The 18,626-nt window shown below is 62.9% G+C and carries 21 protein-coding genes; 8 read left to right on the top strand and 13 right to left on the bottom strand.

Annotated elements, in window-relative coordinates:
* The first annotated feature begins 29 nt into the window (after positions 1-29).
* The 7 genes from GA829_RS28945 to GA829_RS28915 all read left to right on the top strand — a co-directional run bounded on the left by GA829_RS28945 (position 30) and on the right by GA829_RS28915 (position 5,941).
* The gene (locus tag GA829_RS28945) at positions 30-764 is read left to right on the top strand and encodes a GntR family transcriptional regulator (protein ID WP_195175972.1); all 735 of its coding nucleotides are present in this window, start codon (positions 30-32) and stop codon (positions 762-764) included.
* Positions 761-1,249, top strand: coding sequence for a DUF3830 family protein (locus tag GA829_RS28940; protein ID WP_195175971.1), 489 nt, complete (start codon positions 761-763; stop codon positions 1,247-1,249). The genes GA829_RS28945 and GA829_RS28940 overlap by 4 nt, the downstream gene beginning before the upstream one ends.
* Positions 1,250-1,597 (top strand): TIGR04076 family protein, encoded by a 348-nt coding sequence (locus GA829_RS28935; protein ID WP_195175970.1) that lies wholly within the window; start codon positions 1,250-1,252, stop codon positions 1,595-1,597.
* A gap of 2 nt (positions 1,598-1,599) precedes the next feature.
* A complete protein-coding gene (locus GA829_RS28930; protein ID WP_195175969.1) occupies positions 1,600-2,655 on the top strand; it encodes an aldo/keto reductase in 1,056 nt (351 codons plus the stop codon).
* Entirely contained in the window at positions 2,652-3,083 is a 432-nt protein-coding gene (locus tag GA829_RS28925) for a DUF4440 domain-containing protein (RefSeq protein WP_195175968.1), read from the top strand. The genes GA829_RS28930 and GA829_RS28925 overlap by 4 nt, the downstream gene beginning before the upstream one ends.
* A 48-nt stretch (positions 3,084-3,131) precedes the next feature.
* A complete protein-coding gene (locus GA829_RS28920; protein ID WP_195175967.1) occupies positions 3,132-4,391 on the top strand; it encodes an ABC transporter substrate-binding protein in 1,260 nt (419 codons plus the stop codon).
* A 149-nt stretch (positions 4,392-4,540) separates the two neighbouring features.
* Positions 4,541-5,941 (top strand): FAD-binding oxidoreductase, encoded by a 1,401-nt coding sequence (locus GA829_RS28915; RefSeq protein WP_195179846.1) that lies wholly within the window; start codon positions 4,541-4,543, stop codon positions 5,939-5,941.
* Between the two features lie 44 nt (positions 5,942-5,985).
* Here the strand turns inward: GA829_RS28915 and speB are convergent, their stop codons facing one another.
* The 7 genes from speB to GA829_RS28880 form a co-directional block, all read right to left on the bottom strand.
* The gene (gene speB / locus GA829_RS28910; RefSeq protein ID WP_195175966.1) at positions 5,986-6,951 is read right to left on the bottom strand and encodes an agmatinase; all 966 of its coding nucleotides are present in this window, start codon (positions 6,949-6,951) and stop codon (positions 5,986-5,988) included.
* A 12-nt stretch (positions 6,952-6,963) separates the two neighbouring features.
* Positions 6,964-7,734 carry a creatininase gene (locus GA829_RS28905; RefSeq protein ID WP_195175965.1) on the bottom strand — a complete coding sequence of 257 codons (771 nt, stop codon included), beginning with the start codon at positions 7,732-7,734 and terminating at the stop codon, positions 6,964-6,966.
* Between the two features lie 12 nt (positions 7,735-7,746).
* Complete coding sequence (locus GA829_RS28900; protein ID WP_195175964.1) at positions 7,747-8,454, bottom strand: SDR family NAD(P)-dependent oxidoreductase; 708 nt, start codon at positions 8,452-8,454, stop codon at positions 7,747-7,749.
* Positions 8,448-9,203: an SDR family NAD(P)-dependent oxidoreductase gene (locus GA829_RS28895; RefSeq protein ID WP_195175963.1), complete on the bottom strand. Its 756-nt coding sequence runs from the start codon at positions 9,201-9,203 to the stop codon at positions 8,448-8,450. The genes GA829_RS28900 and GA829_RS28895 overlap by 7 nt, the downstream gene beginning before the upstream one ends.
* A complete protein-coding gene (locus GA829_RS28890) occupies positions 9,200-9,970 on the bottom strand; it encodes an ABC transporter ATP-binding protein (protein ID WP_258052002.1) in 771 nt (256 codons plus the stop codon). The genes GA829_RS28895 and GA829_RS28890 overlap by 4 nt, the downstream gene beginning before the upstream one ends.
* A gap of 11 nt (positions 9,971-9,981) precedes the next feature.
* Positions 9,982-10,764 carry an ABC transporter permease gene (locus GA829_RS28885; RefSeq protein ID WP_195175961.1) on the bottom strand — a complete coding sequence of 261 codons (783 nt, stop codon included), beginning with the start codon at positions 10,762-10,764 and terminating at the stop codon, positions 9,982-9,984.
* A gap of 104 nt (positions 10,765-10,868) precedes the next feature.
* Positions 10,869-11,861 carry an ABC transporter substrate-binding protein gene (locus tag GA829_RS28880; RefSeq protein WP_195175960.1) on the bottom strand — a complete coding sequence of 331 codons (993 nt, stop codon included), beginning with the start codon at positions 11,859-11,861 and terminating at the stop codon, positions 10,869-10,871.
* A gap of 116 nt (positions 11,862-11,977) precedes the next feature.
* Here GA829_RS28880 and GA829_RS28875 point away from each other — a divergent pair, with 116 nt between their 5' ends.
* Positions 11,978-12,892 carry a LysR family transcriptional regulator gene (locus GA829_RS28875; RefSeq protein WP_195175959.1) on the top strand — a complete coding sequence of 305 codons (915 nt, stop codon included), beginning with the start codon at positions 11,978-11,980 and terminating at the stop codon, positions 12,890-12,892.
* A 5-nt stretch (positions 12,893-12,897) separates the two neighbouring features.
* Here GA829_RS28875 and GA829_RS28870 read toward each other — a convergent pair whose 3' ends face one another.
* The 6 genes from GA829_RS28870 to GA829_RS28845 form a co-directional block, all read right to left on the bottom strand.
* Positions 12,898-13,698 carry an ABC transporter permease gene (locus GA829_RS28870; RefSeq protein WP_195175958.1) on the bottom strand — a complete coding sequence of 267 codons (801 nt, stop codon included), beginning with the start codon at positions 13,696-13,698 and terminating at the stop codon, positions 12,898-12,900.
* A complete protein-coding gene (locus tag GA829_RS28865; RefSeq protein WP_195175957.1) occupies positions 13,695-14,567 on the bottom strand; it encodes an ABC transporter permease in 873 nt (290 codons plus the stop codon). The genes GA829_RS28870 and GA829_RS28865 overlap by 4 nt, the downstream gene beginning before the upstream one ends.
* Entirely contained in the window at positions 14,564-15,658 is a 1,095-nt protein-coding gene (locus GA829_RS28860; RefSeq protein ID WP_195175956.1) for an ABC transporter ATP-binding protein, read from the bottom strand. Before GA829_RS28860 ends, GA829_RS28865 begins: the two co-directional genes overlap by 4 nt.
* A 78-nt stretch (positions 15,659-15,736) precedes the next feature.
* A complete protein-coding gene (locus GA829_RS28855; protein WP_195175955.1) occupies positions 15,737-16,762 on the bottom strand; it encodes an ABC transporter substrate-binding protein in 1,026 nt (341 codons plus the stop codon).
* Positions 16,763-16,812: 50 nt separating this feature from the next.
* On the bottom strand, positions 16,813-17,811 hold the full coding sequence (gene araD1, locus GA829_RS28850; protein WP_195175954.1) for an AraD1 family protein: 999 nt from the start codon (positions 17,809-17,811) through the stop codon (positions 16,813-16,815).
* Positions 17,812-17,841: 30 nt separating this feature from the next.
* Positions 17,842-18,621: an SDR family NAD(P)-dependent oxidoreductase gene (locus tag GA829_RS28845; RefSeq protein ID WP_195175953.1), complete on the bottom strand. Its 780-nt coding sequence runs from the start codon at positions 18,619-18,621 to the stop codon at positions 17,842-17,844.
* Positions 18,622-18,626: the final 5 nt, after the last annotated feature.

Genomic DNA, 18,626 nt, shown 5'->3' with positions numbered 1-18,626 from the left:
GCCAAAAACGGGCCAGAACCGGGAGCGCCATGCAAAAGGCCGCTATCGAAAAGAACAATGAGGCGATCGCTGCCCAGCTTGCGCCGGTTGGCCGCGAAACCGTGCAGGACCGCGTCTATTCGGAACTGCGCCGCGCCCTGATCGGCGGCCTGTTCGAGCCGAGCCAAGTGCTGACCATCCGTGGCCTCGCCGATGCGCTGGTCACATCGACCATGCCGGTGCGCGAGGCGCTCGGACGGCTGATTACCGAAAAGGCCCTGGAGGCGCTGCCCAACCGTTCGGTGCGCGTGCCGCCGATCACGCTCGATCGCCTTGATGACCTGTTACGCGCCCGGATCCTGATCGAGGGCGAGGCGATCGCGCTGGCCGCCGCGCGCATGGGACCACGCCAGATCGCCACCATCGAGACCATCCTTGGCGAATGGGACGAGATGCGGGCGCTGAAGCACAAGAAGGATGTCGATCGCGAAGTGACGCTCAACCAGAGTTTTCACTTCGAGATTTATCGTTCCTGCGGTTCGGCCGTGCTGATCCCGATGATCGAGAGCCTATGGCTGCAATCCGGGCCCTGTATCCGTGTCGCCATCTACGCCTTTTCGGAAGCCGGCGAGGTCGACACCGCCCAACATCACCGCAGCATCGTCACGGCGCTCGCCACGCAGGATGCGCAGTCGGCACGCGAGTCCCTGGTCGCCGACATCAGCCGGCCCTTCACCTTCCTGCGCAGCAAGCTGCAAACCTCCGCCTTGAAAGATCTTACATGACCAAGCCAGCGATCCTGATCACCGAGCCGCGCTCCAAACTTTCCGTCACGGCGCTGTTGCTGCCGGAGAAGGCGCCGGAAAACGCTGCCTTCCTCTCGGCATATCTCAGCATGCCACGCGTTGTTGCCGGCATTCATGCGATGTGGACCGGGCCGGAAATTTCATGCCCGGTTCCATCCGCCGACCTCGAAGGCCAAGCCTATGCCCGGCCCTTGCCGGCAGAGAACGCGACGCTCAACCCGCAGCCGGGCGACATCGTGCTGGCCTATGTGCCGCCACGCATGTGGGGCGGCAATCCCAACGCGATTTTCGACATCGGCCTCTACTACGGGCAGGGTGCGCGCCTTCTGTTCCCGATCGGCTGGCTGGCCGGCAGCGTGGTGGCGCAAGTGCTTGCCGAGGAGCGTGAACAGTTCGCCGCCGCATGCGGCATCATCCGCCGCAACGGCGCCTGCGACGTCACCTTTAGCCTGGTGGAGGTCTGAATGGCCGACGACGGTTTCGAACTCTTCGATCTTCGCGTCGAAGCGGTGATCCCCAAGGGCAAGCCGATTTATTGCGGCGCCAGGGAGGGCGACTATTTCGAGCTGAAGGGCGAGATGCTGTCGCTGCCGGCAGGGCAGGGCTTTTCGATCTATTCGCTTGCCGCCGTGTTGCCCTTGCTGGCGGCCAAGCAGCGCCCGACCGACAGGAACGACTGGATGACCTCGGATGCCGAGATCGCCTGTCCTGATCCCAATTGCGCCAGCCGGCTGCGGATCGTGAGGTTGGCCAAGCGCAGCTTCAGCCATGCCGAAACGACAGCTGTGCCACTGCCGAAGGAGAATGATTAGACATGGGCGGAAAATCCTTCGAACTCGGGCCCGGCTATACGATTTCACGCGTCATTCGCGGCGGCTGGCAGCTCGCCGGCGGCCACGGCGCCATCGATCGCCAGCAGGCCGTGACCGACCTGATTGCCACTTTCGACGCCGGCATCCGAACCTATGACTGCGCCGATATCTATACCGGGGTCGAAGAGCTGATTGGCGCGGCGCGACTACGGCTGGCCGCCGAACGCGGGCTCGACGTCGCTGCCAAAATGAAGGTCCACACCAAGATGGTGCCCGACCTCGAACGGCTTGCCGGCATCAGCCGCGACTACATCAGGGGCATCGTCGATCAGTCGCTGCGGCGGCTGAAGACCGAGCGGATTGACCTCGTGCAGTTCCATTGGTGGGATTACGCACAGCCGCGCTATGTCGATGCGATGGGCTGGCTCAACGAGCTTCGTGTCGAAGGCAAGTTGCGCAATCTCGGCACCACCAATTTCGACACGCCGCGGCTGGCCGAAATCCTCGCCGCCGGCATCCCGTTGGTCAGCCAGCAATTGCAATATTCCGTACTCGATCAGCGGCCGGCCAACAGCCTTGCCGAGCTTGCGAGGCGGAACGGCGTCAGCTTCCTTTGCTATGGCTCCGTGGCGGGCGGCTTCCTCAGCGACAAATGGCTTGATGTCGAAGAGCCTGCCATGCCCCTCGAGAACCGCTCACTGGTCAAATACAAGCTGATCATCGACGATTTCGGCGGCTGGGACCTGTTCCAGCTGTTGCTGAGGACATTGAAAGCGGTAGGCGATCGACACGGTGTCGACATCGCAACCATTGCCAGCGCCTGGGTGCTCGAACAGCCGCAAGTGGCGGCCGTCATCGTCGGCGCCCGCAATCAGGCGCATGCGCTGGCCAATGCCAGGATCATGGACATCACGCTCGACGCCGAGGACATGGCGCTGATCGCCGCCGTCATCGCGCAAAGCCATGGTCTTCAGGGTGATGTATACACACTGGAGCGCGACCGCCACGGCCGCCACGGCTCGATCATGCACTACAATTTGAACGCAGGCCGGACATGAGCGTCATCGACGAGACCCTGTTTTCCAAGGCCAGCGCCGAGGTGGTCGACCTGCATCGCCTGTTCGTCGACTGGTTTGTCGCGGCACGGGCCGACACAGTCGACTTCAGCCGCTTCGAGCGCGTCATGGGCGAAGGCTTCGGCATGGTGACGCCGGACGGCCAGGTTCTCGATCGCGGCGCGGTTGTTGACCATGTCCGCTCGAGCCGTGCTGCCTGCGACGACGGCTTTGCCATTGCCATCGAGGACATCCGGCCCGGCTGGCAAGACGGCGACACGATCGTCGTCTTCTATGTCGAGGCGCAACTGCGCGACGGCAAGGCGAACCGTCGCCAATCCAGTGCCGTTTTCACCACCAGTTCATCGGCGCCCAACGGCGTCCAATGGCGACATCTGCATGAAACCTGGCTGCAGGTGCCGGAACGCTGAGATCTTCCAGACGTAAAATCAGTTCGTGTAGCTCAAAGGGGAACAAAAATGAGAAAGACGATACTCCAACTCACCACCGCGCTCGCTCTCGTGACGATGGCCAGCGTCGCCCACGCGGCGGACTGCAAGATCACCGTCGGCCTTGTCATGGAACTGACAGGACCGGCCGGCGAATACGGCCAGGCCGGCGCAAAGTCGGTCGAAATGGCTTTCCGTGACATCAATGATGCCGGCGGCGTGCGCGGCTGCGATCTTGTCACCGACACCCGCGACAGCCAGAGCCAGGGCAACATCGCCGTCGACGCCGCCACCCAGCTGGTGCAGGTCAAGAAGGTGCCTGTCATCATCGGCGGCATCATCTCTTCGGTGTCGATCCCAATCCTGACCTCGGTGACCGCGCCGGCCAAGATCGTCCAGGTGTCGCCGGCTTCGTCCTCGCCGACGCTGACTGCGCTCGGCCGTGACGGCAAGACCAACGGCATCTTCTTCCGCACCATCACGTCGGATGCGCTGCAAGGTGTTGCCGCAGCCAAATACGCCGTCGACAAGGGCTTCAAGAAGCTGTCAATCATCCATGTCAACAACGACTTCGGCGTCAACATGGTGGCCGAATTCTCACGCGCCTACAAAGCGCTCGGCGGCACCATCGTGTCCGACACGCCCTACAATGAAAAGCAGTCGAGCTATGCTTCGGAAGTCACGGCGGCGATGGGCGGCGAGCCGGACGGGCTCTACCTCGTCAGCACGCCTGTCGACGGCGCGACGGTTGCCCGCACTTGGATCTCGCAAGGCGGCGTGCAGAAATTCCTGCTCAATGACGGCATGAACAGCCCCGATTTCATCGAGTCCGTTGGCGCCGATTATCTGAAGGAAGCCTATGGCACGTCGTCCGGCACCAGCCCGACGGCCTCCACCGATTACTTCATGAAGAACTACAAGACCTTCTCCGGCATCGAGCCGTCCAATCCGGCGGCGGATCGTTCCTATGATGCCGGCGCCATCGTGGGCTTGGCCATCGCCATTGCCGGCTCCGAAGACCCCGCCAAGATCAAGGATGCCATGTACAAGGCGGTCGACCCGGCCGGCACGCCGATCTTTGCCGGCAAGGAAGAATTCGCCAAGGCGCTCGGCCTGATCAAGGACGGCAAGCCGATCCGCTACGAAGGCGTCATCGGCCCGGTTGCCTTCGACAAGTATGGCGACATCACCGGTCCGTTCCGCCTCTGGAAGATCGTCGACGGCAAGGTTACCACCGACGGCGAAATGACCACCGACGACGTCAACGCCTTGCAGGCGAAGCTGCAGTAGTCCGCTGCCGTCCGGCGCCTCCCCAGGGATTGGCGCCGGACACATGCTTCCGCTGTTGACCGCCAGGCGATCGCGAATATGGTCGGCCGGCAACGGTACTGAGGATGGCAAGCATGGTGGGCGATGGTCAGGGCAAAGGCATGAACCCGATGTCGTCTGAAACGCAAAGGCTTCTCTCTGAACTCGGCAGCCAACTTGGCGCGGGCGCCATACTCGCCGGCTCTGACGTTGATCAGCGCTATCGCGACGATCCCGACGGCAAGCTCGGCGTGCTTCCTGAAGTGGTGCTGCGCCCGCGTGATACGGCTGGCGTCGCCACGGCGCTTGCCGCATGCAACCGTCTTGGCCAGCCTGTCGTCGTTCAGGGTGGGCGCACCGGGCTGACCGGCTCTGCCCGCGTGCAGCCCAGCGAAGTGGTGTTGTCGCTTGAGCGTATGACCAGCCTTGCCGCACCCGACCAGCAGGCGGCAAGTATCGTCGCGGAAGCAGGCGCAACCCTGCAGGCTGTGCAGGAAACGGCTGACGGTGCCGGGCTGATGTTCGGCGTCGACATCGGCGCGCGCGGCTCGGCCACGGTCGGCGGCAATATCGCCACCAATGCCGGTGGCATCCGCGTGCTGCGCTACGGCATGTACCGCGCGCAGGTGCTGGGGCTGGAAGCCGTGCTTGCCGATGGCAGCGTGCTAACCTCGCTCAAAGGCCTGCCCAAGGACAATTCCGGCTATGACCTCAGCCAGCTGTTCATTGGCACCGAAGGCACGCTTGGCGTGGTCACGCGCGCGGCACTGAGGCTGCACCCGAAGCCGGCTTCGGAAGTGAATGCTTTCTGCGCGCTTCCATCGCTTGATGCGGCCATCGCGCTGCTCGGCCTGCTGCGGCAAAAACTCGGCCCGCTGCTGTCGGCCTACGAAGTCAATTTCGCCCCGCTCTATGACGCGATGGTTGCCACCATGGCCATGCCGGCACCACTGCCGGCCGGGTCGCCCGTCTATGTGCTGGCCGAGATCCAGGGCAGCGAACCGGAGCGCGATGCCGAGCGTTTCGCCGAGGTGCTGATGCAGGCGGTCGAGGATGGCGTGATCGATGATGTCGTCGTCTCGCAGTCACCGCGTGAATTCCGCGCGCTGTGGGATGTGCGCGAGGACGCCAACCGTCTGCTGTTTTCGATGAAGGATCTGATCGGCGTCGATATCAGCATTCCGCTGGCGCGCATGGGAGCTTTCCTGCGGGAAACGGAAGCCGCCATCCGCGCCGTCGATCCCGGCGCCGACATCTATGTCTTCGGCCATCTCGGCGACGGCAATCTGCACTATCAGGTTCGCACCGGGGATCTGGCCGCGGCATATGACATCGTCTACCGCAGCGTGGCCGCGGCCGGTGGCGGCGTCTCGGCCGAACATGGCATCGGCCTCGACAAGAAGAAGTGGCTGCACCTGGTGCGCAGCGATGCTGAAATCGCCACGATGCGCCGGCTGAAGGCGGCGCTTGACCCCAACACCATCCTCAATCCCGGTCGCGTCTTTGATCTTGCGCCGTCTGCGCTACGGTGACGCTCCAGAGTACTATCGACAGCGCCTTGACCTGACCGGTACGATCAGACCTGTCCTCGGCGTTCCGAGACGGACTTCGCAATCACGCACAGCAGTTCGAACATCATTGTCGCGCCGGCGAGCGCCGTCATACCGCCGAGATCGAACGGCGGAGCGACTTCCACCACATCGGCGCCGACAATGTTCAGCCCTTCGAGGAGGCGCACCATCTCCTGCGCCTCTCTGGTGGTGAAGCCGCCCAGTTCGGGCGTGCCCGTGCCCGGCGCCATCGACGGGTCGATGCAGTCGATGTCGAAGGTCACATAGGTCGGCCCGCTTCCGGCGATGGCGCGCGCCTCTTCCATGACACTGGCTGCGCCGCGCCGAACGAACTCTTCCATGTAGATGATGCGAATACCCTGGGCGACCGCCCAGTCATGCTCGCCTGGCTCGTAGATGGAGCCGCGAATGCCGATCTGCACGACGCGCTTCGGGTCGAGCAGTCCCTCCTCGATGGCGCGGCGGAAGGGCGTGCCGTGCGTGTAAGGGTTGTCGCCGAAATAGCTGTCATTGGTGTCGGAATGCGCGTCGAAATGGATCATGCCGACGGGCTTGTCCTTGGCGACGGCGCGCAGCACCGGCAGCGTGGTCAGATGATCACCGCCGGCGGCAAGCGGAATGGCGCCTGCGCCGACGATCTGCGCGATACCGTCCTCGATGCGCTTCAATCCGTCCAGCAGGTTGATGGGATTGACGGAGACATCTCCGACATCGGCAACGTTGGCGATGCTGAACGGCTCCGTCCCCGAGACATGATGGGCGCGCCGCATCAGGCTCGACTGATTACGGATTTCGCGCGGGCCGTGGCGTGCGCCGGCGCGGTTGGTCGTGCCGCCGTCCCACGGTATGCCGACAAGGGCGATATCGAGCCCCTCGGCGCTCGGCACCGCCGGCAGCCGCATGAAGGTCGAAAGCCCGGCGAAGCGAGGAACAGCCGACGCGTCGACCGGCTGGAAGAAATTGCTGCTCATGATGTCGGCACCTCAGAAGAATTCATGTTTGACGATGTCGGCGATCCGCGTCTCGCAGTCGTCGAGCAGCCAGCGGCCCTTCTCGGCCGACGAGCCCTCGGTCAGCGACAGGACGCCGGAGGGCGGCACTTCCTCGGCGGGTCGGGGATAGCGATCATAGGGTTTGAATTGTGCGGGCCCGTCATGCAGCGCCTTGCCGAGATCGACGAGCTCCGGGCGCAGCGCCAGCATCATCGAGGTCTCAATGACGCTTGCGTGCTCGAGCTCGATGCCGGGGTAGCCATCAGGAAACACTTTCGCCAGCGTCTCGGCGCGCACCATTTCCCAATGGTCGATGCGCAGGATCGTAAGATCCGCCGCACGCTCGCGGCCGATGGCGTCAAGCGCCAGTTCGATGCCTTCGATCGACGGGCCGATGTTCTCGTAGTGGCCGTTGAGCACGACGATGCGCCGAACCTTCTGCCGGTAGAGGTCGCAGATCACATCCTTGACCAGCAGCGAGAACGTATGCGCGGTGACGTTGATCGTCCCGGGGAAGGCGGGACCGCCACCCGTCCTCGGCTGCGAGCGGTTGCCGTAGGCGATGGTCGGCGCGACGAGACCGCCGACCTGTTTCGCCACTGCTTCGGCAATAGCGGTCGGCAGGACGACATCGACATTCATCGCCATGTGGTGGCCATGCTGTTCGGTTGCACCAAGCGGCAGGAAGACGGGCGCGCCGGCTGCGATCCGCTTCTCGGCTTCGGGCCACGGCAGCTCGGCAAGGAAAACTCTGTCTGTCATGATCATCTCATTTCAAAGCATTGCCGCGCCGCCATTGGCGCCCAGGCATTGTCCGGTGAAAAAAGTGGAGCCCGGGCCGGCCAGGAAAACCACCGCGGACGCGATTTCATCCGGCCGCCCGATCCGCCCCAACGGATGGGTGGTTTCCTGCGCGCGCTGGCTCTCGGTGAGTGCTTCAAAGCCGAGAAGCGGCGTGTCGGTTGGCCCGGGCGCCACGGCGTTGACAAGGATGCGAGGGGCAAGCTCGCGTGCCCAGGAACGGGTCAGGCCGAGCAGGGCGGCCTTTGTCGCGCAATAGACCGAGGCGTTCGCCCGGCCGAGATAGGCAAGCTCCGAAGCGACGTTGATGATACGGCCGCCATTGGGGAGATAGGGCAGGACTTCCCGTGCCACCAGGATCACGCCGCGCACGTTGACCGCGAACATGCGGTCGACATGCCCGATAGATATCGCGTCCAGTGGCGCTTCCTGTAGGATGCCGGCATTGTTGACGAGAATGTCATAGCCGCCAATCCGCTCCGCGCCTTGCCTGACTGCTGCAATGATGTCGGCTTCGATGGCGAGGTCGCAGGCAAGGATCGGGATATCGCCTTCGGACGCCTTCAGGTCGAGCCCGAGAACGGTGGCGCCCGCTTCCCGCAAGGCGAGTGCGGTCGCGCGGCCGATGCCGCTGGCCGCGCCGGTGACCAGAGCGCGCTTTTCGTGAAGCGGGCTTACCAAGGCACTTCTCCCCTGTCGACGCCGAGCGACTGTCCAGTGATATTGGCGGCGAGGTCCGACGCCAGGAACAGATAGGTGCCGGCCATGTCGGCCGGCTCCATCAGCCCCGGCAGGGCCTGCGCGCCGACAATGCTTTCGAGCAGCGTCTCCTCGCTGACATCGCCCTGCTGCGCCATGCGGCCGAGCGAGCGCATCGACGCCTCCGTGCGGACCCAGCCGGGACAGACCGCATTGACGCGGATACCCTTCGATCCAAGCTCCTTGGCCCAGGTCTTGGTCAGGCCGATAATGGCATGCTTGGAGGCGACATAGGCGCCGAACCGCGCCTCGGCGACGCGGCCCCAGATCGACGCGGTGTTGATGATCGAGCCGCCGTCCTGCATGCGCGGCAAGGCACGGGCCGTGACCAGCGCCGTGCCGATGATGTTGATCTCGATGATGCGCCTGAAAGCGGCTTCGTTGTCGTCGTCACTGTCGGTGATCGGCGTCATCAATTCGAGGCCGGCATTGTTGATGAGCACGTCGATGCGGGCGACCGGTTCGAGTGCGGCCGCGACAGCCGCGCGATCGGCAATGTCGGCCTCGGCACTGGTGGCGCCCAGCTCATGTGCCCGTTCGTGAACGGCTGGGTCGTTCGCGATCAGATGCAGGCTGGCGCCGGCCTGGGCGAAGCCCCTGGCGATGCCGAGACCGATACCCCGGCTCGCGCCGGTGATGACGACCGTCTTTCCGGAGAGGGAGAGGTTCATACGACCACTCCGGTTTCGTTGCGGATCAGGTGCAGGACCTTGTTTCGCAATTCGAAGAATTTCTGGGTTTCCCGGATCTCCAACGGCCGATCCGGACCGAGCTCGGCCGCCACATCTATGTCGGCCACCACCGAGGCCGGCCTGCGCGAGAACAGGATGATCCGGTCGGCAAGGAACACCGCTTCCTCGACATCATGGGTGACGAAGATGACCGTCTTTTCCTCGCGGATCTGGATCTGCCGCAACTCGACCTGAAGGCGTTCGCGGGTCAACGCATCGAGCGCGCCGAAGGGTTCGTCCATCAGCAGCACATCCGACCCCGCTGCCAGGGTTCGCGCAATGGCGACGCGCTGGCGCATGCCGCCAGAGATACGGTTCGGATAGGAGCCGGCGAAGTCGGCGAGACCAAACAGATCGAGATAGTGGCCGATGCGTTCAGCCTTTTGGCCGGCGTCAAGGTCCTTCCTGTAGCGCATGCCGAAGGCGATATTCTTCTCGACGGTCAGCCAGGGAAAGGATGAATAGGACTGGAACACCATGCCGCGCCGGCGGTCAGGCTTCACCACCTTCTCGCCGCCAAGCAGGATCGAGCCCGAACTCGGCTCGTCAAGGCCGCCGACCATGCGCATCAGCGTGGTCTTGCCGCAGCCCGACGGCCCGAGGAATACGACCAGTGAATTGCGGTCGAGCCCAAGGCTGGTCTTGCGAACGACATTGACCGGGCCGAAGGACTTCGCCGTGTCAACGAACTGAACATATCCGCTCATTGTCATATCCCTCACAGATACCGGAACAGCCGGCGGTGAAGCAGGCGAAGGAATTGGTCGGTGATGAGGCCGATCAGGCCGATGACGACGACACCCGCCATGACCTCGGGCGTCTTGACGAAACGCCGCGCCGTCCAGATCACATAGCCGATGCCGGAATCGGCGGCGACGATCTCGGCGATGATCAGGTAGGTCCAGCACCAGCCGAGCGTGATCCTGAGATTGTCGAGCAGCGTCGGCCCCATCCAGCGCAGGGCGACATCGGTCATCACCTGCCGCGAATTGGCGCCCACGGTGCGGGCGACCTCGACGAACTCCTGCGGCACCCGCCGCATGTCGTCGGCGACGAGCAGCACGAGCTGGAAGAATGTACCCAGCCAGAGCAGGAAGATCTTGGTCTCCTCGCCGACGCCGAACCAGATGATGGACAGCGGCACAAGTGCTGGCACCGGCAAGTAGCGGATGAAGTCGATCATTGGCTCCAGCGCCGCGCCGACGATCCGGTAGCTGCTCATCATGATGCCGATCGGGATCGCCATGACAGCGGCAAGCAGGAAGGCGATCCAGACGCGGAGGGTCGAAACCCCGACATGCCAGAGCAGGTTCTGCTCGGTCAGCATCGTCCACAGGGCGACGACGACGCGGCTCGGCGATGGCAGGAACTGCGGCGCGATAAAGCCGGCACGTGCCGCCAGTTCCCAAAGCGCAACGACGAACACTGCAGCCGCGACACTGACGGCAAACTCCACCACCGGCGACGCACGGCCGCGAAAAACAAACAGGCTGCTGAACAAATCACTATCCCCGGGTGATCGAAAGCGCGCTCTCTTTGGGAGCGGCTGATGAAGAGACCACCGGCAGGCGCCAGGTGGCACCCGCCGGACCCTGGTCGGTAGTGCTATTTCACCGGCACCTTGTTGATCGCGGAATTGTCGATCTGGTCGGCCGCCACAAGTTTGGTGTCGGCGGCGCCGTTCTCCAGGTTGAGCTCCATCACGGTGTCGAATATGCCGTGCAGCGTGCCCTTTTCTCCGGCCTTGCCCATGTAGGCGAGCGATTCCGCGAGCGTCGTGTAGGACAGGCTGGAGTTGACGATATCGGACACTTCAGCCGGTGTCAGGCCGAAATGCTTGGAGGCCATGTCGGCGAATTTCGCGGGCTCCGCCTTGATGAAATCAACGGCGTCATAGATGCAGCCGAGGAACCTGGCGTATTTGTCCGGGCTCGCCTTGAAGTCGTCATTGCGGACGATGATCGCGTCGATGATGATGCCGCGGTGATCCTTGGACGAGACCAGCATGCGGGCACCCGGGCGAGTGGAGGCCTTGATTGCCTGGGACATGAACGGCTCGTAGGTCGCGACCGCGGCAATCGACGGGTCGACGAAAACCGCGCCCGTATCAGCCGTGGCGATGTCCTTGATCTGGAGATCCTTCAACGACAGGCCGGCTTGTTTGAGCTCCATCTGAAGCAGCAGGCGTGAAGGAATATTAGGCTCTGCCGCGACCACCTTGCCCTTGAGATCGGCGACCGACTTGATCGCGTCGTCCGTGATGACGCCGTCGCCGCCGACGGATTCATCGATGGTGCCGATGATGATGCCTGGCGTCGATGCGTCACGCGGACGGCCCTGATACTCGCCGACGGAGCGCATCTGCATCTCGATATCGCCGCGCGCCATCGCCGCCATGACATTGGTCAGATCGTCCTCGAACTTGATGCTGACATCGAGGTCCTTGGCGGCGAAGCAGCCGAGATCGCTGGCGATGTGGACAGGTGCAAACCCCAGCCAGGTTGGAGCCAGGATGCGGATTTGGTCGGCACTCAAGGCGAATTGCGAACTGGCGAGCAGAAATGCCGCGGACAGCGCTGTGGCGAATGTTGTTTTCATGATTGTTCCCCATTTTTGTTGCGCCAAGGGTCGCGATTTTCAACATTCATGTAAATGAGTTTATTTCGAATTTTACATCGAATAATGTCGATGCATCACCGATCGGGGAGGCAGGCATGCGGCGGCTCGACAACATCGATATCCGTCTGCTCCGCGTCTTCGTGGCACTGGCGGATTCAGGGGGGTTCGCCGATGCGCAGATCACCCTCAACTTGTCGCAGCCGACGCTCAGCACGCATCTGGCGGAGTTGGAGAAGCGCATCGGTGCGCAACTCTGTCATCGCGGGCGCAAGCAGTTCCGTCTCACCGAGGTCGGACAGGCGACCTATGATGCGGCACTCAAGCTGTTCCGCGATCTCGACGATTTCGGCCATCGCATCAGCGCGGCCAGCGGCAGCCTGTCGGGTCGGCTGCGCATCGGGACTTCGGATGGCGTGTTCACAAGCGATGAACTGGGCATCCAGCACGCTCTGAAGCGCTTCATGGGACCTGATTCCGACGTCTTTATCGATTTGACCCTGGGCACACCGTCCGAACTTGAACAGCAGGTCGCCGATGGCGAGCGCGACGTCGTCATCGGGCCGCTGTCGCAGAAGGCGCCGGGCGTTGTCTATCGGGACTATTGCGGCGAACCGCATTTCCTCTATTGCGGCCGGCGGCATCCGCTCTTCGCCCTGCACGATTCCCGCATCGACCAGGGCGCGATCGACGCGGCCCGATTTTCAGTGCGCAGCTATCGCTATTTCGACGATCTCTATTTGGTCGGGCACCCGAGAGCCAGCGCATCGGTCATCCACATGGAAGCGCAGTTGATGCTGATCCTGTCGGGCAATTTCATCGGCTTCCTGCCGATGCATTTCGCGTCGTCATGGGTCGAGAGCGGTGACTTGCGGGCGATCAAGCCGGGATCCTACACCTTCTCCTCTAGGCACCTGATTGCCTACCGCAAGGCCGACGAAACACGAAGCCTCGTCCAGGCCTTCGTTCGTGAGTTGATCGACCGCAACCGAGCCTTCACTGCCGCAAGCTGAGGCCGTCAATTCCGTTGCGTCGCCATCTGCTTGGGAATGAGGAAGCGGGCGGCAAGTACGCAAAGCAGCACGGTGAACATGAGGATCAATGCGACCAGCGCATTGATGTCGGGTGAAAAGCCAAGCCGCATCATCGCCCACAGCCTGACGGGCAGCGTACTCTGGGTGCCGGTCACCAGGATGGTGATCATGGTCTCGTCGAAGGACAGGGCGAAGGCGAGGATGGCGCCGCCGACCATCGCGCTCGACAGGTTTGGCAGGATGATGCGCCAGAATGTCTGCCAGCCCGTCGCGCCAAGATCGTAGGAGGCTTCAACCAGCGTGCGGCTCATCGACTGCAGGCGCATCAGCACCGTGCGGTAGACGATCGCCAAAACGAAGACGGTATGTCCGATGACGACCGTCAGCAGCGAGCGTTCGAGGCCGATTTCGCGGAAGAAGATCAAGAGCGCCAGGCCGCTGATGATCGGCGGCATCAGGAACGGCAGGAAGATGATGAACTGCAACGTCGAGCGTCCCGCCCTGCGCCCATGATAGTAGAGCGCCAGCAGCGTGCCGCTGACCACGGACAGGATGACGGTGCAGACACCGACGATCAGCGTGGTGCGCAAGGCCGCCAGGATATCGTGGTTCTCGGCGAGCGCCACATAGGTCGCGAATGTCGGCGAAGACCAGTCGACATCGCCATGCGAAACCGTGAAGAACGACGACACGATCGGCACGAACAGCGGGCTGTAGAGCAGCACGGCAACCAGTGTCGTGATCGCCGCCAGAAAGATCGTCGACGGCCGGGGCAGGGCGCTCATATCGAAGTCCCTCGGCTGCGCCCGAAACGCTCGCCGACAAGAATGGCCGCGATGACCACAATGGCCAGCGCCACCGACAGGGCCGCGCCGAACGGCCAGTTATAGGCCGTGCCGAACTGGCTGTAGAGAATACGGCCAAAGGTGAAACCGCTGATACCGCCGACCATTTGCGGCGTCAGGAAATCGCCGATCGCCAGCACGAAGACGAAGCTTGCCGCCGAGGCGACACCGGGCAAGCTGAGCGGCAAGGTGATGCGCAGGAATGTCTGCAGGCCACTGGCGCCGAGATCATCGGAGGCGCGCAGCAGGACCTGCGGAATCCGCTCCAGCGACAGGAAGATCGGCAGGATGGCGAAGGGGATCAGCAGCAAGGTAAGCGTCAGCAGAATGGCGTTCATGTTGAAGACGAAAAGCGTCGACGGCTCCTGCAGGATGCCAACCGCCACCAGCGCCTTGTTGAGAAAGCCGTTGAGGCCAAGGATGCTGCGGATGGCATAGATTTTGATGACATAGCTCATCAGGAGCGGCACCAGCAGCAGCATCAGCAAGGCATAGCGCCAGCGCCCTTTCAGCGTTGTCAGGAAATAGGCGGCGGGATAGGCAAGCAGGATGCAGATTGCCGCCACCGAGAGACACAAAACGATGGTGTTCCAGAACACCCTGGGAAAGACCGGATCGGTGAAGAAGCGGATATAGTTGCCCAGCGACAGATCATGGACGATCGTGCCCTGGTCGACGCTGAAGAAACTGTAGCCGAGGAAGATCGCCAGTGGCACGAGAACGAAGACCACGGGCAAGGCGAAAGCCAGAACCGTGACCAGTTGCGACAGCCGGTTCTCCGCTGGCCGTACCGAACCGGCGCTGCTCATGCCAGCACCAGATGGCCTTCGTGCGGCGCAAACGACAGGGATACCGCCACGCCGGACTTCAATGCGCTGCCGTCGACGCGGCTTGGGACGCGCAGCCTCAGGCGGTTGGCTTCGCCTGCTGTGATGGTGGCGACGGTCGAGGAGCCGGCGAATGCGAGATCGGTGATCGTGCCGGAAAAGCGGTTTTCTGTGTCTTGCGCCGTGGCAACATGCAAGGCTTCGGGACGGAAGGCGGCGAACGCGCTGGCGCCATCCGCTGCTGATTTCAAATGGGGTTGGTCGCCGATCGAGCAGACCATGCGGCCGAGCGCCGTCTCGATCGAGCGTAGCTCGCCCTGCACCGGCCCGAGCTTGCCCGCCACAAGATTGTTCTCGCCGAAGAAGCGCGCCACGAATTCGCAGTTGGGCTTGTAATAGAGCTCATGCGGTGTGCCGAGCTGGCGGATATGGCCGGCCTCCATGACGCAGATACGATCGGCCATTCCAATGGCTTCCTCCTGGTCGTGCGTCACGAACAGGAAGGTGGTCTTGATTTCGCGCTGGATGGATTTCAGGAATTCCTGCATCTGCCGGCGCAGTTCAAGGTCGAGCGCCGCCAGCGGCTCGTCGAGCAGGATAAGGCGCGGCTGGCAGATCAGCGCGCGGGCCAAGGCGACGCGTTGGCGCTGGCCACCGGAAAGCTGCGCTGGAAAGCGATCGGCGAAGCGCCCGAGCTGGACCAGCTCAAGTGCTTCTGCAACGCGGCGTGCAATCTCCTTGCGCGGCACATGGCGGACGGAAAGCCCGTAGCCGACATTGCCGGAAACGGTCAGGTGCGGGAACAGCGCGTAGTCCTGGAACACTGTGTTGAACGGCCGCCGGTTGATCGGCATGCGGCCGATGTCCTGGCCGTCAAGCCGGATCTCGCCGCCGGTCAGCGGCTCAAGGCCGCCGATAAGCCGCAACACCGTGGTCTTGCCGGAGCCTGAAGGGCCGAGAACGGTCAGGAATTCGCCATCCCTGATCGACAGGTCGATGCCGTGCAGCACCGGCACATTGCCGTAGGATTTGGAGACGGACCGCAGCGTCAGCAGGTCGGTGGTCTGGTTCATGGAATACTCTCGACATGCGCTTTTCGGCGGTCCGGAATGTCCGGACCGCCGGGTCCATCAAATCATAACGCGAAGAGATCAGGGCGTCGCCTTGACCTCGTTCCACATGTCCGAACGCTTCAGCGGATCCTCGACATTATTGAGCCAGACCAGCTTGTCGTTGCCGCCGGCGCTGCTGGTTTCGGTCACGGTGTTGCCGAAGCCGGTGCGCTCGGAAAGCGCGCCGCTGACCTTCTTGGTCAGCATGAAGTCGATCCATTTCTCGGCGGCGGCATTGTCGCGGACGCCCTTGGAGATGACCCAGTTGTCGAGCCAGGCCAGAGCACCCTCGCTTGGATTGACGTAGGCGACGTGAGCGCCGATCTTCTGCAGCGCCTTGACCTGCTGCTGGCCATAGTTGGCCCAGATCAGAGCGACATCATTGTTCTGGTAGATCTGCTGCGCTTCGTCGGCGGTGGTGTAGAAGCTCAGCACATTGCGCTTGAGCTCGACCAGCTTGGCCTTGACCGCCGCCATCTGCTCTTCGCTGAGATTGAACGGATCCTTGTAGCCGAGCGTCAGCGCCGTGAACGAGAAATTGTGCTCGCCATTGTCGTAGGCCAGCACTTTGCCCTTGTATGCCGGGTCCCAGAGAACCGACATCGATGTCGGCGCCGGCTTGACCTTGTCGGTGTCGTAGATCAGCCCGATGGAATCGAAGCAGAACGGAATGCCGTAGACCTTGCCGTCCTTGGTGACGCCGCTGACCGCCGTCAGATCGCGGAAGCGCGGCAGCACTTCCTTCTGGTTGGCGAGCTTGCTGACGTCGATCGGTGACACCAGGTCGGCCTTGATGTAGCGCTGCAGCTGGGCGGTGTTGACGGCGAAGACGTCGAAGTCTTGGCCTTCGCTGCCCTTGATCTTGGCCCAGATCTCGTCATCGCTGCCGATGAAGACGACATCGACGCCGATGCCGGTCGCGGCGGTGAAATCCTTGACCCAGTCCGGGTCGGCATAGCCGTCCCAGGCCAGAACCCTGAGGTTCGCCGCCAGTGCCGCCGATGTCATCAGGCCGATACCGAGCCCGATGGTCGCCATTTTCAGAAACAGTTTCTTCAGTCCCATTTTTAATCTCCCATTGTCGTTCTGGTGGACCGTGGTTTGGACCTTCGCCGTCACAGCTGGGTGACAGCGACCAGTCCCTCGTCCGGCACCTGTTCCATCCGGTTGCGCAGTGGCTTGCCGAATGTCTGTGCCTGGATTTCATACTCGTCGCCGGGCGCCGTCTGGACGCCGGAGGCGTAGCTCATCACCGCCGCGCCGAAGAAATAGGCATGCAGGTCGCCCGGCCTGCGGTGCATCGGATAGCGGAAATGGAAATGCTCGAGATTGCCGATCGAGTGCGACATGTGCGCTTCACCAGACAGGAAGTCCTGTTCCCAGATGACGGCGCCGTTGCGCAGGATGCGGGAGTGACCGCGCACTTCATCCGGCAGGTCACCGATCAGCAGTTCCGGTCCGATCGAGCAGGAGCGCAGCTTGGAATGGGCGAGATAGAGATAGTTCTCGGCCTCGGTCACGTGGTCGGAATACTCGTTCCCAAGTGCGTAGCCGATACGGTAGGGATGGCCATCGGGGCCGTTGAGATAGAGCCCGACAATCTCGGCTTCCTCGGCGCCGGCTTTCGCGAATGCCGGCATCGGCAGCGCCGCACCTGGCGGCACGACACAGGTGCCGACGCCCTTGAAGAACCATTCCGGCTGGATGCCGATCTGGCCGGCGGCGGGCTTGCCGCCTTCAAGGCCCATGCGGAAGATCTTGAGCGAATCGGATTCCTCGGCGTCCTTGCCGTGAGTGAGCACATGCATCTTGTCGCGTGCGGCAGCGCTGCCCGTATGGGTCAGGCCCGTGCCTGTAACGAGGAAGCGCGCCGGCTCCGGATGGTCGACCGGGACAAGCACGCGGTCCTCGCGCAGCAACTGGTCATAATCGATTGTCTCGGTGCTGGTCCGCTTTTCGACAAGAGCCGCGATGGTAACGCCCTCGGCAATCGCTGCTGCGGCCAGTTCCAGGACGGTGCTCGTCTTGTCGAGCGGGTGGAGGTGGTTGCCATCCTCGGAGACCCGACCAACCCGCCTGGTCCCATCGGACATTCTGAACTGAACAAGACGCATGAAACTACCTTCTTCCCTTGAGGCTTGGGATCACACCCAGCCCGCATCGACGATGAACTGTTGGCTTGTGCACATGCGGCTGTCGTCGGCGGCGAGAAACAACGCCATGCGCGCGATATCGGAGGGCTGCAGCCGGTCGGGCAGGCACTGCCGTTCCGCGATCTGACGCTCTCCGTCCGGGTTCAGCCACAAGCGCACCTGGCGCTCGGTCATCACCCAGCCCGGCACCATGCAGTTGACGCGGATGCGCTCCGGGCCGAGCTCGCGGGCCAGTGCCCGCGTCATGCCGTAAACCGCTGCCTTGGCCGTCACATAGGCAGGGCAGTCGGGATCACCCACCATCCAGGTGATCGAGCCGAAGTTGATGATCGAACCACCGCCCTGCGAGCCCATTTGCGGGCGAACCGCCTGGGCCGCGAAGAACTGGTGGCGCAGGTTGACCGCCATGCGGTCATCCCAATAGGCGACGGTCACGTCCTTGGTCTGGTGGCGGTCATCATTGCCGGCATTGTTGCACAGGACCTGGATCGGGCCGTTTTGCAGCATTGCCTGCACGGTTGCCGCCTGCAATTGCTCGATGTCGCGCAAATCGCAAGGAATGAAAAGCGGCGCTGGATTGCCTTCGGCGGCAATCGTCTCGACCAGCTGCCGGGAAGGTTCCTCGGCCAGGTCGACGAAGGCGACAAGGCTGCCTTGCGCGCAGAAATGTCGGACCAGGCTCTCGCCAATGCCGCTGCCGCCACCGGTTATGAAGACGCTGCGGCCCTTGAGGCTGGGGTAGATGGCGTAGTTGTCGAGTTCATACGTCATCGCGC

This window comes from Mesorhizobium sp. INR15, from assembly GCF_015500075.1.
In the GTDB taxonomy this organism is placed as follows: Bacteria; Pseudomonadota; Alphaproteobacteria; order Rhizobiales; family Rhizobiaceae; genus Mesorhizobium.
Note: the sequence above shows the minus strand (reverse complement) of the source record. Positions and strands in the feature narration are given on the sequence as shown.

Coding starts and splice junctions, on each gene's coding strand:
- speB (WP_195175966.1), bottom strand. CDS start 6,951: ATGAGCAGCAATTTCTTCCAGCCGGTCGACGCGTCGGCTGTTCCTCGC.
- GA829_RS28945 (WP_195175972.1), top strand. CDS start 30: ATGCAAAAGGCCGCTATCGAAAAGAACAATGAGGCGATCGCTGCCCAG.
- GA829_RS28930 (WP_195175969.1), top strand. CDS start 1,600: ATGGGCGGAAAATCCTTCGAACTCGGGCCCGGCTATACGATTTCACGC.
- GA829_RS28925 (WP_195175968.1), top strand. CDS start 2,652: ATGAGCGTCATCGACGAGACCCTGTTTTCCAAGGCCAGCGCCGAGGTG.
- GA829_RS28875 (WP_195175959.1), top strand. CDS start 11,978: ATGCGGCGGCTCGACAACATCGATATCCGTCTGCTCCGCGTCTTCGTG.
- GA829_RS28935 (WP_195175970.1), top strand. CDS start 1,250: ATGGCCGACGACGGTTTCGAACTCTTCGATCTTCGCGTCGAAGCGGTG.
- araD1 (WP_195175954.1), bottom strand. CDS start 17,811: ATGCGTCTTGTTCAGTTCAGAATGTCCGATGGGACCAGGCGGGTTGGT.
- GA829_RS28855 (WP_195175955.1), bottom strand. CDS start 16,762: ATGGGACTGAAGAAACTGTTTCTGAAAATGGCGACCATCGGGCTCGGT.
- GA829_RS28905 (WP_195175965.1), bottom strand. CDS start 7,734: ATGACAGACAGAGTTTTCCTTGCCGAGCTGCCGTGGCCCGAAGCCGAG.
- GA829_RS28940 (WP_195175971.1), top strand. CDS start 761: ATGACCAAGCCAGCGATCCTGATCACCGAGCCGCGCTCCAAACTTTCC.
- GA829_RS28920 (WP_195175967.1), top strand. CDS start 3,132: ATGAGAAAGACGATACTCCAACTCACCACCGCGCTCGCTCTCGTGACG.
- GA829_RS28895 (WP_195175963.1), bottom strand. CDS start 9,203: ATGAACCTCTCCCTCTCCGGAAAGACGGTCGTCATCACCGGCGCGAGC.
- GA829_RS28860 (WP_195175956.1), bottom strand. CDS start 15,658: ATGAACCAGACCACCGACCTGCTGACGCTGCGGTCCGTCTCCAAATCC.
- GA829_RS28865 (WP_195175957.1), bottom strand. CDS start 14,567: ATGAGCAGCGCCGGTTCGGTACGGCCAGCGGAGAACCGGCTGTCGCAA.
- GA829_RS28915 (WP_195179846.1), top strand. CDS start 4,541: ATGTCGTCTGAAACGCAAAGGCTTCTCTCTGAACTCGGCAGCCAACTT.
- GA829_RS28845 (WP_195175953.1), bottom strand. CDS start 18,621: ATGACGTATGAACTCGACAACTACGCCATCTACCCCAGCCTCAAGGGC.
- GA829_RS28870 (WP_195175958.1), bottom strand. CDS start 13,698: ATGAGCGCCCTGCCCCGGCCGTCGACGATCTTTCTGGCGGCGATCACG.
- GA829_RS28890 (WP_258052002.1), bottom strand. CDS start 9,970: ATGAGCGGATATGTTCAGTTCGTTGACACGGCGAAGTCCTTCGGCCCG.
- GA829_RS28880 (WP_195175960.1), bottom strand. CDS start 11,861: ATGAAAACAACATTCGCCACAGCGCTGTCCGCGGCATTTCTGCTCGCC.